The 21,838-nt window shown below is 54.5% G+C and carries 14 protein-coding genes; 8 read left to right on the top strand and 6 right to left on the bottom strand.

Going from position 1 to position 21,838, the window contains the following annotated elements; genetic code table 11:
• Positions 1 to 206: 206 nt before the first annotated feature.
• The 5 genes from pdhR (at position 207) to BH712_RS10455 (ending at position 8,951) form a co-directional block, all read left to right on the top strand.
• Positions 207 to 971, top strand: coding sequence for a pyruvate dehydrogenase complex transcriptional repressor PdhR (pdhR, locus tag BH712_RS10475; RefSeq protein ID WP_006173806.1), 765 nt, complete (start codon positions 207 to 209; stop codon positions 969 to 971).
• A gap of 123 nt (positions 972 to 1,094) precedes the next feature.
• On the top strand, positions 1,095 to 3,758 hold the full coding sequence (gene aceE, locus BH712_RS10470; RefSeq protein WP_006810093.1) for a pyruvate dehydrogenase (acetyl-transferring), homodimeric type: 2,664 nt from the start codon (positions 1,095 to 1,097) through the stop codon (positions 3,756 to 3,758).
• Between the two features lie 14 nt (positions 3,759 to 3,772).
• Entirely contained in the window at positions 3,773 to 5,674 is a 1,902-nt protein-coding gene (gene aceF / locus BH712_RS10465) for a pyruvate dehydrogenase complex dihydrolipoyllysine-residue acetyltransferase (RefSeq protein ID WP_006810092.1), read from the top strand.
• Positions 5,675 to 5,849: 175 nt separating this feature from the next.
• Entirely contained in the window at positions 5,850 to 7,274 is a 1,425-nt protein-coding gene (lpdA, locus tag BH712_RS10460; RefSeq protein ID WP_032673649.1) for a dihydrolipoyl dehydrogenase, read from the top strand.
• A 276-nt stretch (positions 7,275 to 7,550) separates the two neighbouring features.
• The gene (locus BH712_RS10455; protein ID WP_102765760.1) at positions 7,551 to 8,951 is read left to right on the top strand and encodes a hypothetical protein; all 1,401 of its coding nucleotides are present in this window, start codon (positions 7,551 to 7,553) and stop codon (positions 8,949 to 8,951) included.
• Between the two features lie 116 nt (positions 8,952 to 9,067).
• Here BH712_RS10455 and BH712_RS10450 read toward each other — a convergent pair whose 3' ends face one another.
• Together BH712_RS10450 and BH712_RS10445 are read right to left on the bottom strand one after the other, a co-directional pair.
• Positions 9,068 to 9,859, bottom strand: a complete 792-nt coding sequence (locus BH712_RS10450) for a DUF2950 family protein (protein ID WP_032673648.1) — start codon at positions 9,857 to 9,859, stop codon at positions 9,068 to 9,070.
• A 10-nt stretch (positions 9,860 to 9,869) separates the two neighbouring features.
• Positions 9,870 to 11,396 carry a DUF3300 domain-containing protein gene (locus BH712_RS10445; protein WP_006810087.1) on the bottom strand — a complete coding sequence of 509 codons (1,527 nt, stop codon included), beginning with the start codon at positions 11,394 to 11,396 and terminating at the stop codon, positions 9,870 to 9,872.
• An 891-nt stretch (positions 11,397 to 12,287) separates the two neighbouring features.
• Between BH712_RS10445 and acnB the strand changes: the two genes are divergently transcribed.
• Together acnB and yacL are read left to right on the top strand one after the other, a co-directional pair.
• Positions 12,288 to 14,885, top strand: a complete 2,598-nt coding sequence (gene acnB / locus BH712_RS10435) for a bifunctional aconitate hydratase 2/2-methylisocitrate dehydratase (protein WP_032673647.1) — start codon at positions 12,288 to 12,290, stop codon at positions 14,883 to 14,885.
• Between the two features lie 188 nt (positions 14,886 to 15,073).
• Positions 15,074 to 15,436, top strand: a complete 363-nt coding sequence (yacL, locus tag BH712_RS10430; protein WP_003856309.1) for a protein YacL — start codon at positions 15,074 to 15,076, stop codon at positions 15,434 to 15,436.
• Positions 15,437 to 15,466: 30 nt separating this feature from the next.
• Here yacL and speD read toward each other — a convergent pair whose 3' ends face one another.
• The 3 genes from speD to BH712_RS10415 form a co-directional block, all read right to left on the bottom strand.
• Complete coding sequence (gene speD / locus BH712_RS10425; RefSeq protein ID WP_006810084.1) at positions 15,467 to 16,261, bottom strand: adenosylmethionine decarboxylase; 795 nt, start codon at positions 16,259 to 16,261, stop codon at positions 15,467 to 15,469.
• A complete protein-coding gene (gene speE / locus BH712_RS10420; RefSeq protein WP_032673646.1) occupies positions 16,262 to 17,131 on the bottom strand; it encodes a polyamine aminopropyltransferase in 870 nt (289 codons plus the stop codon).
• Positions 17,132 to 17,231: 100 nt separating this feature from the next.
• Positions 17,232 to 17,579, bottom strand: coding sequence for a YacC family pilotin-like protein (locus BH712_RS10415; RefSeq protein WP_003856306.1), 348 nt, complete (start codon positions 17,577 to 17,579; stop codon positions 17,232 to 17,234).
• Positions 17,580 to 17,724: 145 nt separating this feature from the next.
• Between BH712_RS10415 and cueO the strand changes: the two genes are divergently transcribed.
• Complete coding sequence (cueO, locus tag BH712_RS10410; protein WP_006810081.1) at positions 17,725 to 19,284, top strand: multicopper oxidase CueO; 1,560 nt, start codon at positions 17,725 to 17,727, stop codon at positions 19,282 to 19,284.
• Between the two features lie 85 nt (positions 19,285 to 19,369).
• Here the strand turns inward: cueO and BH712_RS10405 are convergent, their stop codons facing one another.
• Positions 19,370 to 21,760: a glucose/quinate/shikimate family membrane-bound PQQ-dependent dehydrogenase gene (locus BH712_RS10405; RefSeq protein WP_006810080.1), complete on the bottom strand. Its 2,391-nt coding sequence runs from the start codon at positions 21,758 to 21,760 to the stop codon at positions 19,370 to 19,372.
• Between the last annotated feature and the right edge of the window lie 78 nt (positions 21,761 to 21,838).

The following is a 21,838-nucleotide window of genomic DNA, read 5'->3' as shown; positions in this document are numbered from 1 at the left end:
ACTGCCTCTTTGGTAGTAACCATTTCATTTGTGCAAAGTTACATTCCTGAAACGTTAGTTCTGTAAGGTTGTTAAAATGTGCCGGGTTTACTGATTTCAATCAAAACCAATATGGACAGAAGGTGAATACTTTGTTACTTTAGCGATACGAACATGAAATTGGTAAGACCAATTGACTCAGGGCAAAAAGGCGTAAGACAGGGAATATGGCCTACAGCAAAATTCGCCAACCAAAACTTTCCGATGTGATTGAGCAGCAGCTGGAGTTTTTAATTCTCGAAGGGACACTGCGCCCGGGCGAGAAACTCCCGCCAGAACGCGAGCTGGCAAAACAGTTCGACGTTTCACGTCCCTCTCTGCGTGAGGCGATTCAACGTCTCGAAGCAAAGGGCCTGTTGCTCCGTCGCCAGGGTGGCGGAACCTTTGTGCAAAACAGCCTGTGGCAGAGCTTCAGCGACCCGCTGGTAGAACTTCTCTCTGACCACCCAGAATCCCAGTTTGATCTGCTTGAGACCCGTCACGCGCTGGAAGGTATCGCGGCCTATTACGCCGCCCTTCGCAGCACTGATGAAGACCGCGTGCGTATTCGCGAGCTGCATCAGGCCATTGAACGGGCACAGCAGTCCGGCGATTTAGACGCCGAGTCCAGCGCCGTTGTCCAGTATCAAATCGCCGTCACCGAAGCAGCACACAACGTGGTGCTCCTCCATCTGCTACGCTGCATGGAGCCGATGCTGGCCCAGAACGTTCGTCAGAATTTTGAATTGTTGTATGCCCGTCGGGAGATGCTCCCGCTGGTAAGCAACCATCGCACCCGAGTATTCGAGGCGATAATGGCCGGGGAACCGGAGCAGGCGCGCGAAGCGTCGCACCGCCATCTGGCTTTCATTGAGGAAATCTTGCTGGACCGCAGCCGTGAACAATCGCGTCGCGAACGTTCATTACGCCGCATACAGCAACGAAAGGATTAAGCGCCAGGTACTTTTAGAGCGCGGCAACTAAACGCAGAACCTGTCTTATTGTGTTTTCTGGCGAAAATACAATGGGACAGGTTCCAGACAAATCAACGTATTAGATAGATAAGGAATACCCCCATGTCAGAACGTCTCCAAAATGACGTGGATCCGATCGAAACTCGCGACTGGCTACAGGCGATCGAATCGGTCATCCGTGAAGAAGGTGTTGAGCGCGCTCAGTATCTGATTGATCAGCTGCTTTCAGAAGCACGCAAAGGCGGCGTGAAAGTGGTTTCAGGTGCAGGGGCTAGCAACTACGTAAACACGATTGCCGTCGAAGACGAACCGGAATACCCGGGCAATCTGGATCTGGAACGCCGTATCCGTTCTGCAATCCGCTGGAACGCCATCATGACCGTTCTGCGCGCATCCAAGAAAGACCTGGAGCTGGGTGGCCACATGGCGTCCTTCCAGTCTTCTGCGACCATTTACGAAGTGTGCTTCAACCACTTCTTCCGTGCAGCGAACGAGAAAGATGGCGGCGATCTGGTTTACTTCCAGGGCCACATCTCTCCGGGCATCTATGCACGCGCCTTCCTGGAAGGTCGTCTGACTGAAGAGCAGATGAACAACTTCCGTCAGGAAGTTCACGGTAAGGGTCTGTCTTCTTACCCGCACCCTAAACTGATGCCTGAGTTCTGGCAGTTCCCGACCGTATCTATGGGTCTGGGTCCAATCGGTGCGATCTACCAGGCTAAATTCCTGAAGTACCTGGAACACCGTGGTCTGAAAGACACCTCTGAGCAGACCGTTTACGCCTTCCTGGGCGACGGTGAGATGGATGAACCAGAATCTAAAGGCGCGATCACCATCGCGACCCGTGAGAAGCTGGACAACCTGTGCTTCGTCATCAACTGTAACCTGCAACGTCTGGATGGTCCGGTAACCGGTAACGGCAAGATCATCAACGAGCTGGAAGGCATCTTCGCAGGTGCAGGCTGGAACGTGATCAAAGTGATGTGGGGCGGTCGTTGGGATGAGCTGCTGCGTAAAGACACCAGCGGTAAACTGATCCAGCTGATGAACGAAACCGTTGACGGCGACTACCAGACCTTCAAATCCAAAGACGGTGCCTACGTACGTGAGCACTTCTTCGGCAAATATCCTGAAACCGCAGCCCTGGTTGCAGACTGGACTGATGAGCAGATCTGGGCGCTGAACCGCGGTGGTCACGATCCGAAGAAAGTTTACGCTGCACTGAAAAAAGCGCGTGAAACCAAAGGTAAAGCGACTGTGATCCTGGCCCACACCATCAAAGGTTACGGCATGGGTGATACCGCAGAAGGTAAAAACATCGCTCACCAGGTTAAGAAAATGAACATGGACGGCGTGCGTTATATCCGCGACCGTTTCAACGTTCCAGTGACCGATGAGCAGGTTGAAAACCTGTCTTACATCACCTTCCCGGAAGGGTCTGAAGAGCACAAGTACCTGCACGAACGTCGTCAGGCACTGAAAGGCTACCTGCCTGCTCGTCAGCCTAACTTCACCGAGAAGCTAGAACTGCCAGCGCTGGAAGACTTCTCTCAGCTGCTGGAAGAGCAGAACAAAGAGATCTCTACCACCATCGCTTTCGTTCGTGCCCTGAACGTGATGCTGAAGAACAAGTCGATCAAAGATCGTCTGGTTCCAATCATCGCCGACGAAGCGCGTACTTTCGGTATGGAAGGTCTGTTCCGTCAGATCGGTATCTACAGCCCGAACGGCCAGCAGTACACCCCGCAGGACCGTGAGCAGGTTGCCTACTACAAAGAAGACGAGAAAGGTCAGATCCTTCAGGAAGGTATCAACGAACTGGGTGCAGGCGCATCCTGGCTGGCTGCTGCGACCTCTTACAGCACCAACAACCTGCCGATGATCCCGTTCTACATTTACTACTCCATGTTCGGGTTCCAGCGTATCGGTGACCTGTGCTGGCAGGCAGGCGACCAGCAGGCTCGCGGCTTCCTGATCGGTGGTACTTCTGGTCGTACGACCCTGAACGGTGAAGGTCTCCAGCACGAAGATGGCCACAGCCACATTCAGTCTCTGACTATCCCGAACTGTATCTCTTACGACCCGTCTTACGCGTACGAAGTGGCAGTCATCATGCATGACGGCTTGCAGCGCATGTACGGTGAAGCGCAAGAGAACATTTACTACTACATCACCACCCTGAACGAAAACTACCACATGCCGGCAATGCCAGCAGGTGCCGAGGAAGGTATCCGTAAAGGTATCTACAAACTCGAAACCATTGAAGGTAGCAAAGGTAAAGTTCAGCTGCTGGGCTCCGGTTCTATCCTGCGTCACGTTCGTGAAGCAGCGCAGATCCTGGCGAAAGACTACGGTGTGGGTTCCGACGTGTACTCTGTGACTTCCTTCACTGAACTGGCGCGTGATGGCCAGGATTGTGAGCGCTGGAACATGCTGCACCCAATGGAAACCCCACGCGTTCCGTACATCGCTCAGGTGATGAACGACGCGCCAGCGGTGGCGTCTACTGACTATATGAAACTGTTCGCAGAGCAGGTTCGTACTTACGTTCCAGCTGATGATTATCGCGTACTGGGTACTGACGGCTTCGGTCGTTCTGACAGCCGCGAAAACCTGCGTCACCACTTCGAAGTTGATGCTTCCTACGTGGTTGTAGCAGCACTGGGCGAACTGGCTAAACGTGGCGAAATCGATAAGAAAGTGGTTGCGGACGCAATTACCAAATTCAACATCGATGCAGATAAAGTTAACCCGCGTCTGGCGTAAGAGGTAAAAGAATAATGGCTATCGAAATCAATGTACCGGACATCGGGGCTGATGAAGTTGAAATCACCGAGATCCTGGTCAAAGTGGGCGACAAAGTTGAAGCTGAACAGTCGCTGATTACCGTAGAAGGCGACAAAGCCTCTATGGAAGTCCCGTCTCCTCAGGCTGGCATCGTTAAAGAGATCAAAGTCTCTGTTGGCGATAAAACCGAGACTGGCAAACTGATCATGATTTTCGATTCCGCCGACGGTGCAGCAGCTGCTGCACCTGCGCAGGAAGAGAAGAAAGAAGCCGCTCCGGCCGCCGCTGCTCCAGCCGCTGCCGCGGCAGCGAAAGAAGTGAACGTGCCTGACATCGGCGGTGACGAAGTAGAAGTCACTGAAATCCTGGTGAAAGTGGGCGACACCGTTGCGGCTGAGCAGTCACTGATCACCGTAGAAGGCGACAAAGCCTCTATGGAAGTACCTGCACCGTTCGCCGGTACCGTTAAAGAGATCAAAATCAACACCGGTGACAAAGTGTCCACGGGTTCCCTGATCATGATTTTCGAAGTGGCGGGCGCTGAAGGCGCTGCGGCTCCAGCGAAAGCGGAAGCTGCTCCGGCACAGGCTGCTGCACCAGCAGCGGCTGGCGGCGCGAAAGACGTTAACGTACCGGACATCGGCGGTGACGAAGTTGAAGTGACCGAAGTGATGGTGAAAGTGGGCGACAAAGTTGCCGCTGAACAGTCACTGATCACCGTAGAAGGCGACAAAGCTTCTATGGAAGTGCCTGCGCCGTTCGCGGGTACTGTTAAAGAGATCAAAATCAGCACCGGCGACAAAGTGTCTACCGGCTCTCTGATCATGGTCTTCGAAGTGGAAGGCGCGGCGCCTGCCGCCGCTCCAGCTGCCGCGGCTGCTCCGGCACCGGCTGCTGCACCGGCTCAGGCTGCTAAACCAGCGGCTGCCCCTGCTGCGAAAGCAGAAAAATCAGAGTTCGCTGAAAACGACGCTTACGTCCACGCTACCCCGCTGATTCGCCGCCTGGCGCGCGAATTCGGTGTGAACCTGGCGAAAGTGAAGGGTACAGGCCGTAAAGGTCGCATCCTGCGCGAAGACGTTCAGGCTTACGTGAAAGACGCGGTGAAACGCGCCGAAGCTGCACCTGCGGCAGCCGCTGGCGGCGGTATCCCGGGCATGCTGCCATGGCCGAAAGTGGACTTCAGCAAGTTCGGTGAAATCGAAGAAGTGGAGCTGGGCCGTATCCAGAAAATCTCTGGTGCGAACCTGAGCCGTAACTGGGTGATGATCCCGCACGTTACCCACTTCGACAAAACCGATATCACCGATCTGGAAGCGTTCCGTAAGCAGCAGAACGCCGAAGCTGAGAAGCGTAAGCTGGACGTGAAATTCACCCCAGTGGTCTTCATCATGAAAGCGGTTGCCGCTGCCCTTGAGCAGATGCCACGCTTCAACAGCTCCCTGTCCGAAGATGGCCAGAAGCTGACGCTGAAGAAATACATCAACATCGGTGTTGCGGTTGATACGCCAAATGGTCTGGTTGTTCCGGTCTTCAAAGACGTGAACAAGAAGAGCATTACCGAGCTGTCCCGTGAACTGACCACCATCTCCAAAAAAGCGCGTGATGGTAAGCTGACTGCCGGCGAAATGCAGGGCGGCTGCTTTACTATCTCCAGCATCGGCGGCCTGGGTACCACCCACTTCGCGCCGATTGTTAACGCGCCGGAAGTGGCTATCCTCGGTGTGTCCAAGTCCGCGATGGAGCCGGTGTGGAATGGCAAAGAGTTCGTGCCGCGTCTGATGATGCCAATCTCTCTGTCCTTCGACCACCGCGTGATCGACGGGGCTGATGGTGCGCGTTTCATCACCATCATCAACAACATGCTGAGCGACATTCGCCGCCTGGTGATGTAATCGAAAAGCCGGCCAGTCGGCCGGCTTTTTTCTGATAATCTCATGGGGTTTTTGAGGTTATTGGTGAAAGCGATAATTCGTGAGCCGTTTGTTGTTTCAAAATTGTTAACAATTTTGTAAAATACGGGCGGATAGAACGACCCGGTGGACGACGGGTATACATTAAGAGGTCATGATGAGCACAGAAATCAAAACTCAGGTCGTAGTACTTGGGGCAGGCCCGGCAGGTTACTCCGCAGCATTTCGCGCCGCGGATTTAGGTCTGGAAACCGTCATCGTAGAACGTTACAACACCCTCGGCGGTGTTTGTCTGAACGTCGGCTGTATCCCTTCTAAAGCGCTGCTGCACGTAGCGAAAGTTATCGAAGAAGCCAAAGCGCTGGCTGAACACGGTATCGTCTTCGGCGAGCCGAAAACCGATATCGACAAAATTCGTACCTGGAAAGAGAAAGTTATCACTCAGCTGACCGGCGGTCTGGCGGGTATGGCCAAAGGCCGTAAAGTGAAAGTGGTAAACGGTCTGGGTAAATTCACCGGTGCGAACACCCTGGAAGTGGAAGGCGAAAACGGCAAAACCGTGATCAACTTCGACAACGCGATCATCGCGGCAGGTTCTCGCCCAATCGAACTGCCATTCATTCCACATGAAGATCCACGCGTGTGGGATTCCACCGATGCGCTGGAGCTGAAAACCGTTCCTGAGCGTCTGCTGGTTATGGGCGGCGGCATCATCGGTCTGGAAATGGGGACCGTGTACCATGCGCTGGGTTCAAAGATCGACGTGGTTGAAATGTTCGACCAGGTTATCCCGGCTGCCGACAAAGACATCGTTAAAGTCTTCACCAAACGCATCAGCAAGAAGTTCAACCTGATGCTGGAAACCAAAGTGACTGCCGTTGAAGCGAAAGAAGACGGTATTTACGTTTCCATGGAAGGCAAAAAAGCCCCATCCGAACCACAGCGTTACGACGCCGTGCTGGTGGCGATCGGTCGTGTGCCGAACGGTAAAAACCTCGACGCGGGCAAAGCTGGCGTGGAAGTGGACGACCGTGGCTTCATCCGCGTTGACAAACAGCTGCGCACCAACGTGCCGCACATCTTTGCTATCGGCGATATCGTCGGTCAGCCAATGCTGGCGCACAAAGGTGTTCACGAAGGTCACGTTGCCGCTGAAGTTATCGCTGGCATGAAGCATTACTTCGATCCGAAAGTGATCCCATCTATCGCCTACACCGAGCCAGAAGTGGCATGGGTCGGTCTGACCGAGAAAGAAGCGAAAGAGAAAGGCATCAGCTACGAAACCGCCACCTTCCCGTGGGCTGCTTCTGGCCGTGCTATCGCGTCCGACTGCGCAGACGGTATGACCAAACTGATCTTCGACAAAGAGACTCACCGTGTGATCGGTGGTGCGATTGTCGGTACCAACGGCGGCGAGCTGCTGGGTGAAATCGGTCTGGCTATCGAAATGGGCTGTGACGCGGAAGACATCGCGCTGACCATCCACGCTCACCCGACTCTGCACGAGTCCGTTGGCCTGGCGGCAGAAGTGTTTGAAGGTAGCATCACCGACCTGCCAAACGCGAAAGCGAAGAAGAAATAAGTTTCTTCTTGATTGCGAAACGCCTCCGATGGAGGCGTTTTTTTTGGCTGTAATTCCAAATTGCTAACTGTTAATGTTAATAAGAAAACCAATCAATTATTTATATGCTAATTGGCGAGTGTATTTATAGTTCAAATTATTCCAATTCTTTTTTAAAAGCGATTATATGTTTCCAATATTTTTATTGTTTTTAATAGTGGGTTAGTTAATTTGACTTAAATTATAAAGGGTGTATTACTGTTCGGATGATTACTTTACTCCAGAAAGGGTATTATTATGAAAAGTAATGAATTAACATCTGATATTCGTGATTTAAAAGTAATGGGGGCCAGAACTCAATCAGGAAGTTGCTGGGCAAGTGCGACGCATAAACTCGTTGCCCTGGATAAAGAAACGCTGCAACCGGTGAGCGTTGACTGGTGGTATGAAGATGAGACCACATCTCGCTTTACCGGCCCCGTTTTTACTGACACTCGTCCAGATGTACGCTTGCTGGCAAATTCCGATGTTTATCGACTGGGTGACGTCATTAATATCAGTAATTTTGGTGGTTCGGGTTCCGCATTAGCGGTCATTAAAAATGACGGTACTGTTGAAGCGTGGGGAATGCCCCAAAATGGTGGTACATCACCAACAAGCGATCGAAATCATAACGTCAGAGCCGTTTACGGTGGCTGGGATGTGTCTGCTGCGGTTAATGCCAATGGTCAGGTATTTACCTGGTCCGTCGATGATGATAACCCTTTACCGGATAACGTGGCGGCGTTGGATGATATTGTAGATATTAAAGTGGCCCAATATTTTACAGATCAGGGTAATTATACCTATCTGGCATTGCGGGCTAATAACCAGGTAGTGCAGTGGACAGATGGTACTTCACATAATGATTTTCCAGCAGACATTGCCGAGCGTAAAGACTTCATTGCCATCCAGACTACAGAATATGCCTTTGCGGGAATTACCCAAAATGGCCATGTTATTACCTGGGGGGATGCAGCCTATGGTGGTGAGTTGCCGGTACATCTGAAAGAAGTGAATGATGTGATCACCCTTTATAGCAACGTTGGTGCATTTGTCGCACTCAGAGCTTCAGGCAGTATTTTTTCATGGGGAAGTACCCGGTATGGTGCTGTCATTCCGGATAACATCGCCAGTCTGACGGATATTGTTTCCGTACATTGTACCAGTTCGACTTTTATTGCCTTGAGACAGAACGGCAGCGTCGTGTTTTGGGGGCAGGATTATTCTCTGGTCGAGCTTCCGGAGGAGATTGCCAGTCTGACGAATATTATAGATGTCCAGGGGGCAGCTAATAGCAGTTATGCTTTTTTAACTTCTGAAGGAAAAGTGTACTGCTGGGGATCTGCTACACATTTTGAAAAAAAGATGCCTGCGGATTTGTCCGATGTGGTTTCTCTGTCCGCTGGATGGGGGGCTTTTGCCGCGCTTCGCCGTGATGGTTCCGTAGTGGCTTGGGGGCATCCTGGGGAGGGCGGTGACACCACGCCTGTTGCAAACGAGCTCTATGATATTCGTGCTATCTATGCCTGCGGCTATCGTTTTTGCGCTCTGCGCAACGATGGTCGTCTCTTTGAATGGGGCGAAGAGGCCAGAACAGATATCACAAAGATGCCAGCAGATTTGCAGGGGAATGTTACCTATAGCTTTGTTAAATAATTCATCTGTACTTGCCTGAAAGCATAGACGAAATAAGCCTCTTCAGCTCTGTAAACGCCTCTTTGGAGGCGTTTTCCTCACTCTCTCGCCCCTGCTGGCGAAGTGCAATCATACTATCAAGGCGCAACGGGTTGCCAGGATGTATCGGGTCTGTACATGGTCAATGCCTGGGCTTTCCTGGCTGACTCACCGCCGAGATTGCTCTGGTACACTTTGTCATCCTGATTGATCATAAAACTCATCACTCCTGACTGGCCGTAACTAACCGGCCAGGCCACCATCGCAAAGCCGTTATTATCTGGCAGGATGCGGAAGCGATAGCCGTGGTATCCCGCACCTGGCTCTTTCGGACTGAACGCCGGGCCAAGCGGACTTGGCGCTTCGCCAGGCGAAACGGGCCAGTACAGCCCGTCCTTTTTCCCTTCAGAACTGACTATCTTCTGCGCGTATGTCTGGTTCATCGCAAAGTAGCTCTGCTGAGCAACCACGTAGGCATGCAGGGCTTCAATGGCGGCGAGTTCGTTACGCCCAATTTCGCGGGTGAGGATCTCCTCGGCCCCTTCTTTGATGTCAAACTGCCAGCCGGAGGCGGTTTTGATTACCGGAATGGGAAGCTGCCAGCCGCTGTCTCCGACCACAAGATGCGCCGTATCCCCTTCGACAACGGTGTTATGACGCACTTTCCAGTCGCGCAGGAAGCGATCGACCGCATCAGGATCAACGCCTTCGGGCGGCAGAAAATCGCGCCAGTTTTCACCGAGCAGGTTGTTCATGGCACTTTCGTTTTGCTCGCTGATGGCGCTTGCCAGCGCACTGGTCGCCTGTTCTGGTGAACTGAACGATTGCTGGGCCATGACGGTCGCCGAGACCATGAACAACACCATTCCACTGAGTAATTGACGTTTCATGTCGGCTCCCTTAACGATGACGGAATTCATGGCGTTCAGCGCGTTCGCCAGTGAGCTGGCGCGGCTGATGTTGACGAGTAACGAGCTGCCGGCTTTGTGCCCCGCGCTGCTGCTGCGCCTGCCAGTTCGCGGAGCGGCTGTCGTTGCCGCTCAGGGCATTGGCCCGATGCAGCCTGGCTGGCTGCTGTACCGTCTGTGAAACCCGCTTCTCCTGTCTGTGCACGGCAGCCTGATGATGTTCACGCTGCGGCGCACTCGCGCGTTTTACGGTCTGCGGCCTGGTGTCATACCCACGGTAGTTATTGCGCTGCGAAATCTGCTTTAACTGCTGCGTCGAGGCCAGACGCTGAGCATCCCGCGAGCCTGTGTGCGGGAGAGTTTTCCCCGTTGATTTCTCCATCTGGCTGAGCGCGGCCTGGCGCTGGCTGTCGCGATTAACCGGCTTTTGCTGCGTTGCGCTCAGGCCGGTGGCGGTATTTGTGGAGTGGAAACGGTTAGCCAGCTGGTTATTTGGGTACGGAACGCCCTCACGATAGGCCGGATTGTGCTGCCAGGTGCGATTGATATCGGTGAGATGCTGCCCGCTGATTCTGTTGAAGTTATCAACGTTAATATTGATGTTGTTGTCACCGTTGTGGTTATAGCCGCCGCGATTATCCCAGTCATCATGGTGATGATCCCAGTCATCGTCATCATCCCAGTCGATATTGCTGAAGATGGCATAGGTTGTTGCGACCCCGAGGCTGAAACCTAAACCTTTGACCAGGCTGTCGGTGAATTGCTCGCCGGGGGAGGGCGGCAGATACACCGGCGGGTAAGTGGTGTTGGGCCATGTACCGTAAACCGTATTCGGGTTATAGGTGGGGACGTAAACCACCTGCGGATCGGCGGACTCGATCTTAATAACGGTCGGGCTGGTGGTTGTTTCCGTTGCCGTTGTTGATGTTGTTTTTGCCGGTGCGGGCTTCGTTACGGTGGTGACCGTCTGCTGCGGCGTGGATTGCAGCGCACCGGTTTGTTGTGCCAGCAGGCGCAAGCGTTGCACCGAATCCATCACGTCCTTCGGCTGTGCGAGAAACGCATCGCCCAGATTTTGTACCCACGGCGGGTTTTCACCCATCAGCGACATCAGCTGAGGGAACGCGACCAGCGATTTTACGCTGGGATCCCAGGGCTGGCTGGCAACGGCCTGAATCGCAGCGTCTCCTTCCATTTTAGGGTTGTCTTTGGACCACTGCGCTGCCTGGATAACGTTAGACGGGTAGGTGGACGCCATTAAGATCTGCGACAGCAGGGCATCCGGGTAGAGCGCAATGGGAGCAACCCACTGATCGATTTGCGCCGCAGTATAAGTTGGCGTGACGACTGGGGCGGGCTGTGCCGCAGCAGGCGTAGCCGGTGCTGCCGGTTGTTGTGCGATGGGGGCCGGTGCAACAGGCTCCGTTGCACGGCTTTTGACAAACATCACGCCAGAGGCGGCAAACAGCCCGGCACTGCACAGAAGGACAAGCAGATGTGGCTTAAAGGGCAACTTCATAAAATGACTCCAACGAGACAAGCGCTGTGCCGTGAGGCGTTACGGTTGGCGTGAGTATCAATCACCCGTCTTTTACTGTTTTGACTTTTATTGGGAAGCGTCTGGTACGTCCGGATAAAGAGTGTGTGCATTTATTACACAATTATATGCGATGCGGTAAAAACCGCTGGGGATTCAGAAGGCCGCTCTTGCGAGCGGCCAGCAGCTAGTTGCCGAGGTTAACTACAAACAGCACCGTGATGTCGGATATATTCCAGCCACCGTGCAGCGCGGTTAGCAGTAAACCGATCACAACGATCAGCGCAGTGATTCGCATCTCCATTGCGTGCGTTCCTGTACAGGCTACGCGGGTTCATTCTTCACCGGGAAAGGCAGAACTAGGCAAGTTGGTGTTGCCGCGTAGGTTACGGAACTGCTCCCGGGCCCGGTGACTGGTTGCTACACCAGCGAAGCAGGCCGCGGAGAAGAATAGTCAATTCAATGGTTCTGAAGAAGGCAAAAAATGCAATTACATGGGCTTTCATACGTAATGGGAAGGCGCTACGCAAAAGCGTGATAGTGGCTTGCAAGCTAACTGGCGGTGATGCACAATATTTCACGTTGGTGTTGCCGCAAATCTGCCAACCCGGTGTGCTACCACCGCAAGGCAACAAATAAACCGCTATCAGGCGGTTTTTTTGTGCCCCAAATTCGTCTCGTCTCCCTGCTACACCATGCTTAACGATTCAGCAAATTTTTTAATGTTGCTTTTTTGTAAACAGATTAACACTGTGCAGAAATCCTGCTATGCTGCCCGACGCGGTATCGGGCATTTACCCTACAAACTGCTGTCTCACAGGAGCGTGAAGAGAACGCCCGCCGCATATGACAATGAGAGCGAGGAGAACCGTCGTGCTAGAAGAATACCGTAAGCACGTAGCAGAACGTGCCGCCGAGGGAATTGTACCCAAACCGTTAGATGCAACCCAAATGGCCGCGCTCGTCGAGCTGCTGAAGAACCCGCCTGAGGGCGAAGAAGAATTCCTGTTAGATCTGTTGATCAACCGCGTACCGCCTGGCGTAGATGAAGCTGCCTACGTAAAAGCCGGATTCCTTGCTGCTATCGCCAAAGGCGAAGCCACCTCCCCACTGGTTACTCCTGAAAAAGCCATTGAACTGCTCGGCACCATGCAGGGTGGTTACAACATTCATCCGCTGATTGACGCGCTGGATAACGACAAGCTGGCACCGATTGCCGCTAAAGCGCTCTCTTCCACGCTGCTGATGTTCGATAACTTCTATGATGTAGAAGAAAAAGCCAAAGCGGGCAACGTATACGCGAAGCAGGTGATGCAGTCCTGGGCTAATGCCGAATGGTTCCTGAACCGCCCGGCGCTGGCGGAAAAAATCACCGTGACCGTCTTTAAGGTGACCGGTGAAACCAACACCGACGACCTCTCTCCGGCACCGGATGCGTGGTCTCGCCCGGATATCCCTCTGCACGCCCTGGCGATGCTGAAAAACGCCCGTGAAGGCATTGAGCCGGATCAGCCGGGTGTTGTTGGCCCAATCAAACAGATCGAAGCACTTCAGAAGAAAGGCTTCCCGCTGGCTTACGTCGGTGACGTTGTCGGTACCGGCTCTTCCCGTAAGTCCGCTACCAACTCCGTGCTGTGGTTCATGGGCGACGACATTCCGCACGTGCCGAACAAGCGCGGCGGCGGCCTGTGCCTCGGCGGCAAAATTGCGCCAATCTTCTTCAACACCATGGAAGATGCGGGCGCGCTGCCAATTGAAGTGGACGTGAGCAACCTGAACATGGGCGACGTGATTGACGTCTACCCGTATAAAGGCGAAGTGCGCAACCACGAAACCAACGAACTGCTGGCCAGCTTCGAGCTGAAAACCGACGTGCTGATCGACGAAGTGCGTGCCGGTGGCCGTATCCCGTTGATCATCGGCCGTGGCCTGACCACCAAAGCGCGTGAAGCGCTGGGTCTGCCACACAGTGACGTGTTCCGTCAGGCGAAAGATGTGGCGGAAAGCAATCGCGGCTTCTCGCTGGCACAGAAAATGGTGGGTCGTGCCTGCGGCGTCGCCGGTATCCGTCCTGGCGCGTACTGTGAACCGAAAATGACCTCCGTGGGATCTCAGGACACCACTGGCCCAATGACCCGTGACGAACTGAAAGACCTGGCGTGCCTGGGCTTCTCGTCTGACCTGGTGATGCAGTCCTTCTGCCACACCGCGGCGTATCCGAAGCCGGTTGACGTCACCACGCACCACACGTTGCCAGACTTCATCATGAACCGCGGCGGTGTATCCCTGCGTCCGGGCGATGGCGTCATCCACTCCTGGCTGAACCGCATGCTGCTGCCGGATACCGTGGGTACCGGCGGTGACTCCCACACCCGTTTCCCGATTGGGATCTCCTTCCCGGCGGGCTCCGGTCTGGTGGCGTTTGCTGCCGCGACTGGCGTGATGCCGCTGGACATGCCGGAATCCGTCCTGGTGCGCTTCAAAGGCAAAATGCAGCCTGGCATTACCCTGCGCGACCTGGTGCACGCGATCCCGCTGTATGCCATCAAACAGGGTCTGCTGACCGTTGAGAAGAAAGGCAAGAAAAACATCTTCTCTGGCCGTATCCTGGAAATTGAAGGTCTGCCGGATCTGAAAGTGGAACAGGCGTTCGAGCTGACCGATGCCTCCGCCGAGCGTTCTGCGGCGGGCTGTACCATCAAGCTGAACAAAGAGCCGATTATTGAGTATCTGACCTCCAACATCGTGCTGCTGAAGTGGATGATTGCAGAAGGCTACGGTGACCGCCGTACGCTGGAGCGTCGTATCCAGGGCATGGAAAAATGGCTGGCGGATCCGCAGCTGCTGGAAGCCGATGCTGACGCAGAGTACGCGGCGGTAATTGAGATCGATCTGGCGGATATCAAAGAGCCAATCCTGTGTGCACCGAACGATCCGGACGATGCGCGTCTGCTCTCTGACGTGCAGGGCGATAAGATCGACGAAGTGTTCATCGGCTCCTGCATGACCAACATCGGCCACTTCCGCGCTGCCGGTAAGCTGCTGGATACCCACAAAGGCCAGCTGCCGACCCGTCTGTGGGTGGCACCGCCAACCCGTATGGATGCGGCGCAGCTGACCGAAGAGGGTTACTACAGCGTGTTTGGTAAGAGCGGAGCGCGTATCGAAATCCCTGGCTGCTCACTGTGCATGGGTAACCAGGCGCGCGTGGCCGACGGTGCGACGGTGGTGTCCACTTCTACCCGTAACTTCCCGAACCGTTTAGGTACCGGGGCGAACGTCTACCTGGCCTCTGCGGAGCTGGCGGCGGTTGCGGCGCTGATTGGCAAACTGCCAACGCCGGAAGAGTACCAGACCTTTGTGGCTCAGGTTGATAAGACGGCGGTGGATACCTATCGCTATCTGAACTTCGACCAGCTCTCTCAGTATACCGAGAAGGCTGACGGGGTGATCTTCCAGACCGCGGTATAAAAAACGACCCCTCACCCCCATCCCCTCTCCCCAAAGGGGCGAGGGGGGTTATATTCCCTCTCCCCTTTGGGGAGAGGGGCAGGGTGAGGGGGGATTCTTTTTTTATTTTCATTCCTCCCGCCTCTCCCGCTTTTTTTCTTCCTCTCTGCTGCGATAATTACCCTAATGGCTTTGCAGAGGAAAACGCTATGGATTACGAATTTCTGCGCGACATCACCGGTGTGGTGAAAGTGCGTATGTCGATGGGCCACGAAGCCGTTGGACACTGGTTTAACGAAGAGGTGAAAGAGAACCTCGCGCTGCTGGATGAAGTCGAACAGGCGGCGGAAACGGTGAAAGGCAGTGAACGATCCTGGCAGCGCGCCGGGCATGAGTACACCCTGTGGATGGATGGCGAAGAGGTGATGGTGCGCGCCAACCAGCTTGAGTTCTCGGGTGATGAGATGGAAGAGGGGATGAGCTACTACGACGAAGAGAGCCTGTCGCTGTGCGGCGTGGAAGACTTCCTGAGCGTGGTGAACGCCTACCGCGACTTTATGAAACAGAAGTAACTCCCGAAGCGTCCCTGCTCCGGGTCACGTTTACACGGTCGGAATATTGCGGCCGTAGTAGATTTCGCGCATCTCTTTCCAGAGCAGGTCGGTAATGACCTTACGCTCCTCTTCACTTAAATCTTCCGGTCTCGTGTGGAACATATAGTGCTTAAGATCGAACTCTTTAAGCATCATCTTGGTATGGAAGATATTCTCCTGATAGACGTTCACATCCATCATGTCGTACAGCGACTTCATGTCCTCGGACATGAAGTTCTGAATGGAGTTGATCTCATGATCAATGAAGTGCTTCATCCCGTTGATATCACGGGTAAAACCGCGCACGCGATAATCAATGGTGACGATATCGGATTCCAGCTGGTGGATTAAATAGTTCAGCGCGTTCAGCGGGGAAATCACGCCGCAGGTCGACACTTCAATATCCGCGCGGAACGTGCACAGCCCGCCTTCGGGGTGGCTTTCCGGGTAGGTGTGCACGCAGATGTGGCTTTTATCCAGGTGGGCGACAACCACTTCCGGCAGCGGGCCGGGGTGCTCGGTTTTGTCGATAAGCTTCGGATCAACCGGCTCTTCGCTCACCAGAATGGTGACGCTCGCACCCTGAGGTTCATAATCCTGGCGCGCGATATTCAGGATGTTCGCGCCGATAATTGAGCAGGTCTCTGACAGGATCTCGGTCAGACGGTTGGCGTTGTAGAGTTCATCGATATAGGCGATGTAACCATCGCGCTCTTCTGCTGTTTTGGCGTAGCAGATATCGTAAATACAAAAACTCAGGCTTTTGGTCAGATTGTTAAAGCCATGCAGTTTAAGCTTTTTCAATTAGTTCACCTCCTTTGAGGACAGCGCGTCTTGCAGATATTGAGGCAACGCGAAGGCTGCGGTGTGGATCGCCGGATTGTAGTATCGGCACTGAAGCCCGGCCTGATGGAAGCGGGCCTGGATAATTTCGGTGGAGAGATGGCGCAGAACGTCGTTATCCGTCGCCCAGGCAAAGGTCATGATCCCGCCGTAGTACGTGGGGATCGCCGCCTGATAGAAGCTGACGTCAGCAAAATAGGTGCTCAGCTTACGGTGGCTATCAAGCGCTTCATCCTGTTGCAGGAAGCAGACGCCGTTTTGCGCCACAAAAATCCCGCCTGGATTCAGGCAGCGCTTGCAGCCTTCGTAAAACGACGAGGTAAACAGCGACGCGCCCGGACCGATAGGGTCGGTACAGTCAGAGATAATGACATCAAACGTTTGCGTAGTCTGGTTAACAAAATTAACGCCATCGTCGATAACCAGGTTAAAACGCGGATCGTCATAGCTACCGGCATTGTGGTTGGGCAGATACTGGCGGCAGAATGACACCACCCCGGCATCGATTTCCACCATGGTGATGGTTTCGACATTCTGATGGCGGGAGACTTCACGCAGCATCGCGCCGTCGCCGCCACCGATAATCAGCACGTGCTTCGCGTGGCCGTGGGCCAGCAGCGGAACGTGGGTCATCATTTCATGATAGATAAACTCGTCGCGCTCGGTGGTTTGCACCACGCCGTCCAGCGCCATTACGCGGCCAAAGGCAGCGTTTTCGAAGATGATCAAATCCTGATGATCGGTTTTTTCATGATAAAGCACGTTATCCACGGCAAAATACTGACCAAACTGGTCATGCAGCGTTTCTTGCCATACCGTTTTATCGGTCATGGGGAGCACCTCCTTCGTTAACATCCATTACATCCGGCAGATGGGCGCAACAAAAACCGCCGTGAAGCGGTTAGCGGGTCAACAAGGGGCGTCGGGAAGGTTACTTCACGTAGGCGAGCAGGCTGAGTGAATCGCGAGCCAGCGCTTTGCATTTTTTAGCAGTGGGAATGCCAATACCGCTTAAATCACGGTAGCTGTCTTCACCGAGCGCCTTCATGTCGAAGCTGTCGTAGTTGCTGAGGTCCCATTGGTTCTGCTGGGCAAAAAAGACCAGTGCGCGACGAATTTGCCCATTGGGTAAATTCTGGTAACCACAATCGTTCTTCAGAAAAACAAAAACTGCCGTTAAATCGGCCATATCTTCCGCTTCGTTTTCACTTAGCGCATAACTGTTCGCACACATCGCCATCAGGCTGGCGAACAAAATTGTTCTGAAAAACGTCTTCATTGCCTTTACCACTGCATCACGGAAAATTAACGTTAGCATACTTGATGCCAGGCCGACGATCTTTATTATTGCCGCCGTGCTTGACCTTCCGGTAAGGGGAGGGTTTATGCTCAAAAGATCGCCTGCTGGAAATAAGGAAATGCACATGCAACGTCGTGATTTTTTGAAATATTCTGCCGCGCTGGGGGTTGCCAGCGCGTTACCACTCTGGAGCCGCGCCGTTTTTGCCGCCGACAGACCGGCTTTACCCATTCCTGAATTACTCGCCGCAGATGCCCGTAGCCGCATTCAGCTTGTTGTGCAGGTCGGTAAAACCACGTTCGGTCAGCACGCTGCGACAACGTGGGGTTATAACGGTAATCTGCTCGGCCCGGCGTTGCAGTTACGCAAAGGGAAGGCGGTGACGGTAGACATTCATAACACGCTTGCGGAAGAGACCACGCTGCACTGGCACGGTCTGGAAGTGCCGGGCGAAGTGGATGGGGGGCCTCAGGGCATCATCAAGCCTGGCGGTAAACGCAGCGTAACCTTTACCCCTGACCAGCGTGCGGCGACCTGCTGGTTCCACCCGCATCAACATGGCAAAACGGGCCATCAGGTCGCGATGGGGCTGGCCGGTCTGGTGCTGATTGAAGACGATGAAAGCCGCCTGCTGCGCCTGCCGAAACAGTGGGGTATCGATGATATCCCGGTGATTGTGCAGGACAAAAAATTCGGCGCTGACGGGCAAATTGACTATCAGCTGGACGTAATGAGCGCGGCGGTGGGCTGGTTTGGCGATACGCTACTGACCAACGGCGCGATCTACCCGCAGCATGCCGCGCCAAAAGGCTGGCTGCGCTTACGCCTGCTTAACGGCTGTAATGCCCGCTCGCTGAACTTTGCCACTAGCGATAAACGCCCGCTTTACGTGGTGGCAAGCGACGGCGGTCTGCTGCCGGAGCCGGTAAAAGTGAGCGAGCTACCGATGCTGATGGGCGAGCGCTTCGAGGTGCTGGTGGACATCAGTGACGGCAAACCGTTTGATCTGGTGACTCTGCCGGTCAGCCAGATGGGGATGGCCGTTGCGCCGTTTGATAAACCGCATCCGGTGTTGCGCATTCAGCCGCTACAGATCACCGCCTCTGGTACGCTGCCGGACACCCTCACCACGCTGCCAGCACTCCCGTCACTGGATGGGCTTACGCAGCGTAAACTTCAGCTCTCCATGGATCCTATGCTCGACATGATGGGCATGCAGGCACTGATGAAGAAGTACGGCAATCAGGCCATGGCGGGAATGCACCACGGACAGATGATGGGCCATATGAATATGGACCACGGCAAAATGGGCGGCATGGATCACGGCGGTCATGGGTTTGATTTCCACAATGCCAACCGCATCAACGGTAAAGCATTTGATATGACTACCCCGATGTTTGCCGCCACGAAGGGGCAGTTCGAGCGCTGGGTGATTTCAGGCGAAGGTGACATGATGCTGCACCCGTTCCATATCCACGGCACGCAGTTCCGCATTCTTTCTGAAAATGGTAAAGCGCCGGAGGCGCATCGCATGGGCTGGAAAGATACGGTTAGAGTGGAAGGCGGCGTCAGCGAGGTGCTGGTGAAGTTTGACCACGAGGCGCCGAAAGAGTTTGCCTATATGGCCCACTGTCATCTGCTGGAGCACGAAGATACGGGGATGATGCTGGGCTTTACCGTATAAAAAAGCCGGGTGGCGGCTTCGCCTTACCCGGCCTGCATAGGGCACCCGTAGGCCCGGTAAGCGTTAGCGCCACCGGGCTTTTCAGTTACTTGTTTTCGTCAGGTAACGCATACGCGACAATATAGTCGCCCATCTTCGTGCCAAACGAACCGTGACCACCCGCAGAGATGACAACGTACTGCTTGCCATTCACTTCATAGGTCATCGGTGTTGCCTGTCCACCGGCAGGCAGACGGCCTTGCCACAGCTTCTCACCGTTGGTCATGTTGTACGCGCGCAGGTAGTTATCTGCGGTTGCCGCGATGAACAGCACGTTACCGGCGGTGGAGATTGGGCCACCCAGCATTGGCATACCCATATTGAACGGCACCGGAACCGGCATCGGGAACGGCATGCTGTCCTGTGGCGTACCAATACGTTTCTTCCAGACGATCTTATTGGTCTTCAGATCCAGACCGGAGATATAACCCCAGGCAGGCTGTTTACACGGCAGGCCGAACGGAGAGAGGAACGGATTCAGGGTCACGCCGTAAGGCACGCCATACTGCGGCTGGATACCGGCTTCGGTACCGCTGCCTTTCGCGTCTTTCGGCTGCTCCATTGGGTTACCCGGACCGCGTGGGATCAGACGGGACACGAACGGCAGCGCCATTGGGTTAGCGATAGCGACCTGACGGTTAGGGTCAACGGAGATCCCACCCCATTCGAACATCCCCAGGTTACCCGGGAAGACCAGCGTACCCTGCTCTGATGGCGGAGTGAAAATCCCTTCGTAGCGCAGCTGGTGGAACATCACGCGGCACACCAGCTGGTCAAACATGGTGGCACCCCACATGTCTGCGCCGCTGAGATCTTTCTTCGGACGGAAGCTCAGGTCAGAGAACGGCTGCGTTTTGCTGACGTAGTCGCCTTTGGCCGCGCCCTGCGGAACCGGTTTTTCCGGCGCTGGAACAACCAGCTTACCGTTGCTGCGATCAAGAACGAAGATGTTGCCGGTTTTCGCCGGGGCGTAAATCACCGGAACGGTTTTGCCGTTAACGGTAATGTCCGCCAGCGTCGGCTGGGACGGCATATCCATATCCCACAGATCGTGGTGAACGGTCTGGTAGCTCCATGCCAGTTTACCGGTCGTTGCGTTCAGCGCCACGATGGCGCTGGCGTAACGTTCCTGCTCTGGCGTACGGTTACCGCCCCAGATATCCGGCGTGGTCACGCCCATCGGCAGGTATACCAGGTCCAGCTTCGCGTCATACGCGGCAGGCGCCCAGGAGTTTGGCGAGTTGAAGGTAAAGGTGTGTTCATCCGATGGGATCGCGTTGGGATCTTTCGCGCCCGGGTCGAAGGCCCACAGCAGTTTACCGGTGTTCACGTCGAAACCACGGATAACGCCGGAGGTTTCACGCGTAGAGAAGTTATCCGTTACCGAACCGGCAATCACGATGGTTTTATCGGTGATGATTGGCGGGGAGGTCGGCTCATACAGACCCGGCGTGGTGTCCGGCATGTTGGTCTGAAGATTCAGGATGCCTTTGTTGGCGAAGGTTTCGCACAGCTTGCCGGTCTCAGCGTTGATGGCAAACAGGCGACCATCGTTCACCGGCAGCATAATGCGGCGAGGGCAGTCGGCAATGACGTCCGGGCTGGCATTATCGGCACGCGCTTCGTGGTAAGAGACGCCACGGCAGGTGATGTGCTGGAACGATGGGTTAGAGTTCAGCTGTGGATCAAAGTGCCATTTCTCTTTACCGGTGGCCGCGTCGAGCGCGAACAGACGCTGGTGCGCCGTACACAGGTAGAGCATGTTGCCTACTTTAATCGGGGTCACTTCGTTGGTCAGCTCACCCGGATCGTTTGGCATCTTCAGGTCGCCGGTACGGAATACCCAGGCTTCTTTCAGGTTTTTCACGTTGTCCGCGTTGATCTGCTTCAGCGGGGAGTAACGTTGACCTTCCTGATTACGACCATAGGCTGGCCAGTCGCCGTCAGCCACCTGCGAGATAGCCGCAGCTGGCGTGGCTTCTGTGTTCAGCGTACCGTGGATCTCCTGTGGATCGTTGAATCCGGCCCAGGTCAGGATGCCGCCGCTAATCAGCAGGGCAACGAGCAGACCGGCCACGGCACCGCTGGAAGGGACGATCAGACGACGCCAGACAAACGGCAGGATCAGCCAGATACCGAAGAAGACCAGAATGTCGCTGCGCGGCGTCAACGCCCAGAAGTCGAACCCGACTTCCCAGACGCCCCAGATCATGGTTGCGAGCAGTAACGCTGCGTACAGCCACAAAGCAGATTGTTTTCTGCGTAAGAGCAGGATGGTTACGCCAACCATAACCAGACCCGCAATCGGGTAGTACCAGGAGCCGCCAATAGCGACCAGCCATACGCCACCGATTAACAAATACAGCGCGCAGAATGCGGCAAACGCGGCTGTTAATGTCACCAGTAGACGCGGCTGTTTAGTTTTTGTTTCAGCCATAGAAAAGTACTCGTCAGTTTTGTTAATTATTTGCTAGCAATTAATTATAGGTATTAACAACTGTGATCGGAATCACAA

Source organism: Enterobacter hormaechei ATCC 49162, from assembly GCF_001875655.1.
Classification (GTDB): Bacteria; Pseudomonadota; Gammaproteobacteria; order Enterobacterales; family Enterobacteriaceae; genus Enterobacter; species Enterobacter hormaechei.
Note: the sequence above shows the minus strand (reverse complement) of the source record. Positions and strands in the feature narration are given on the sequence as shown.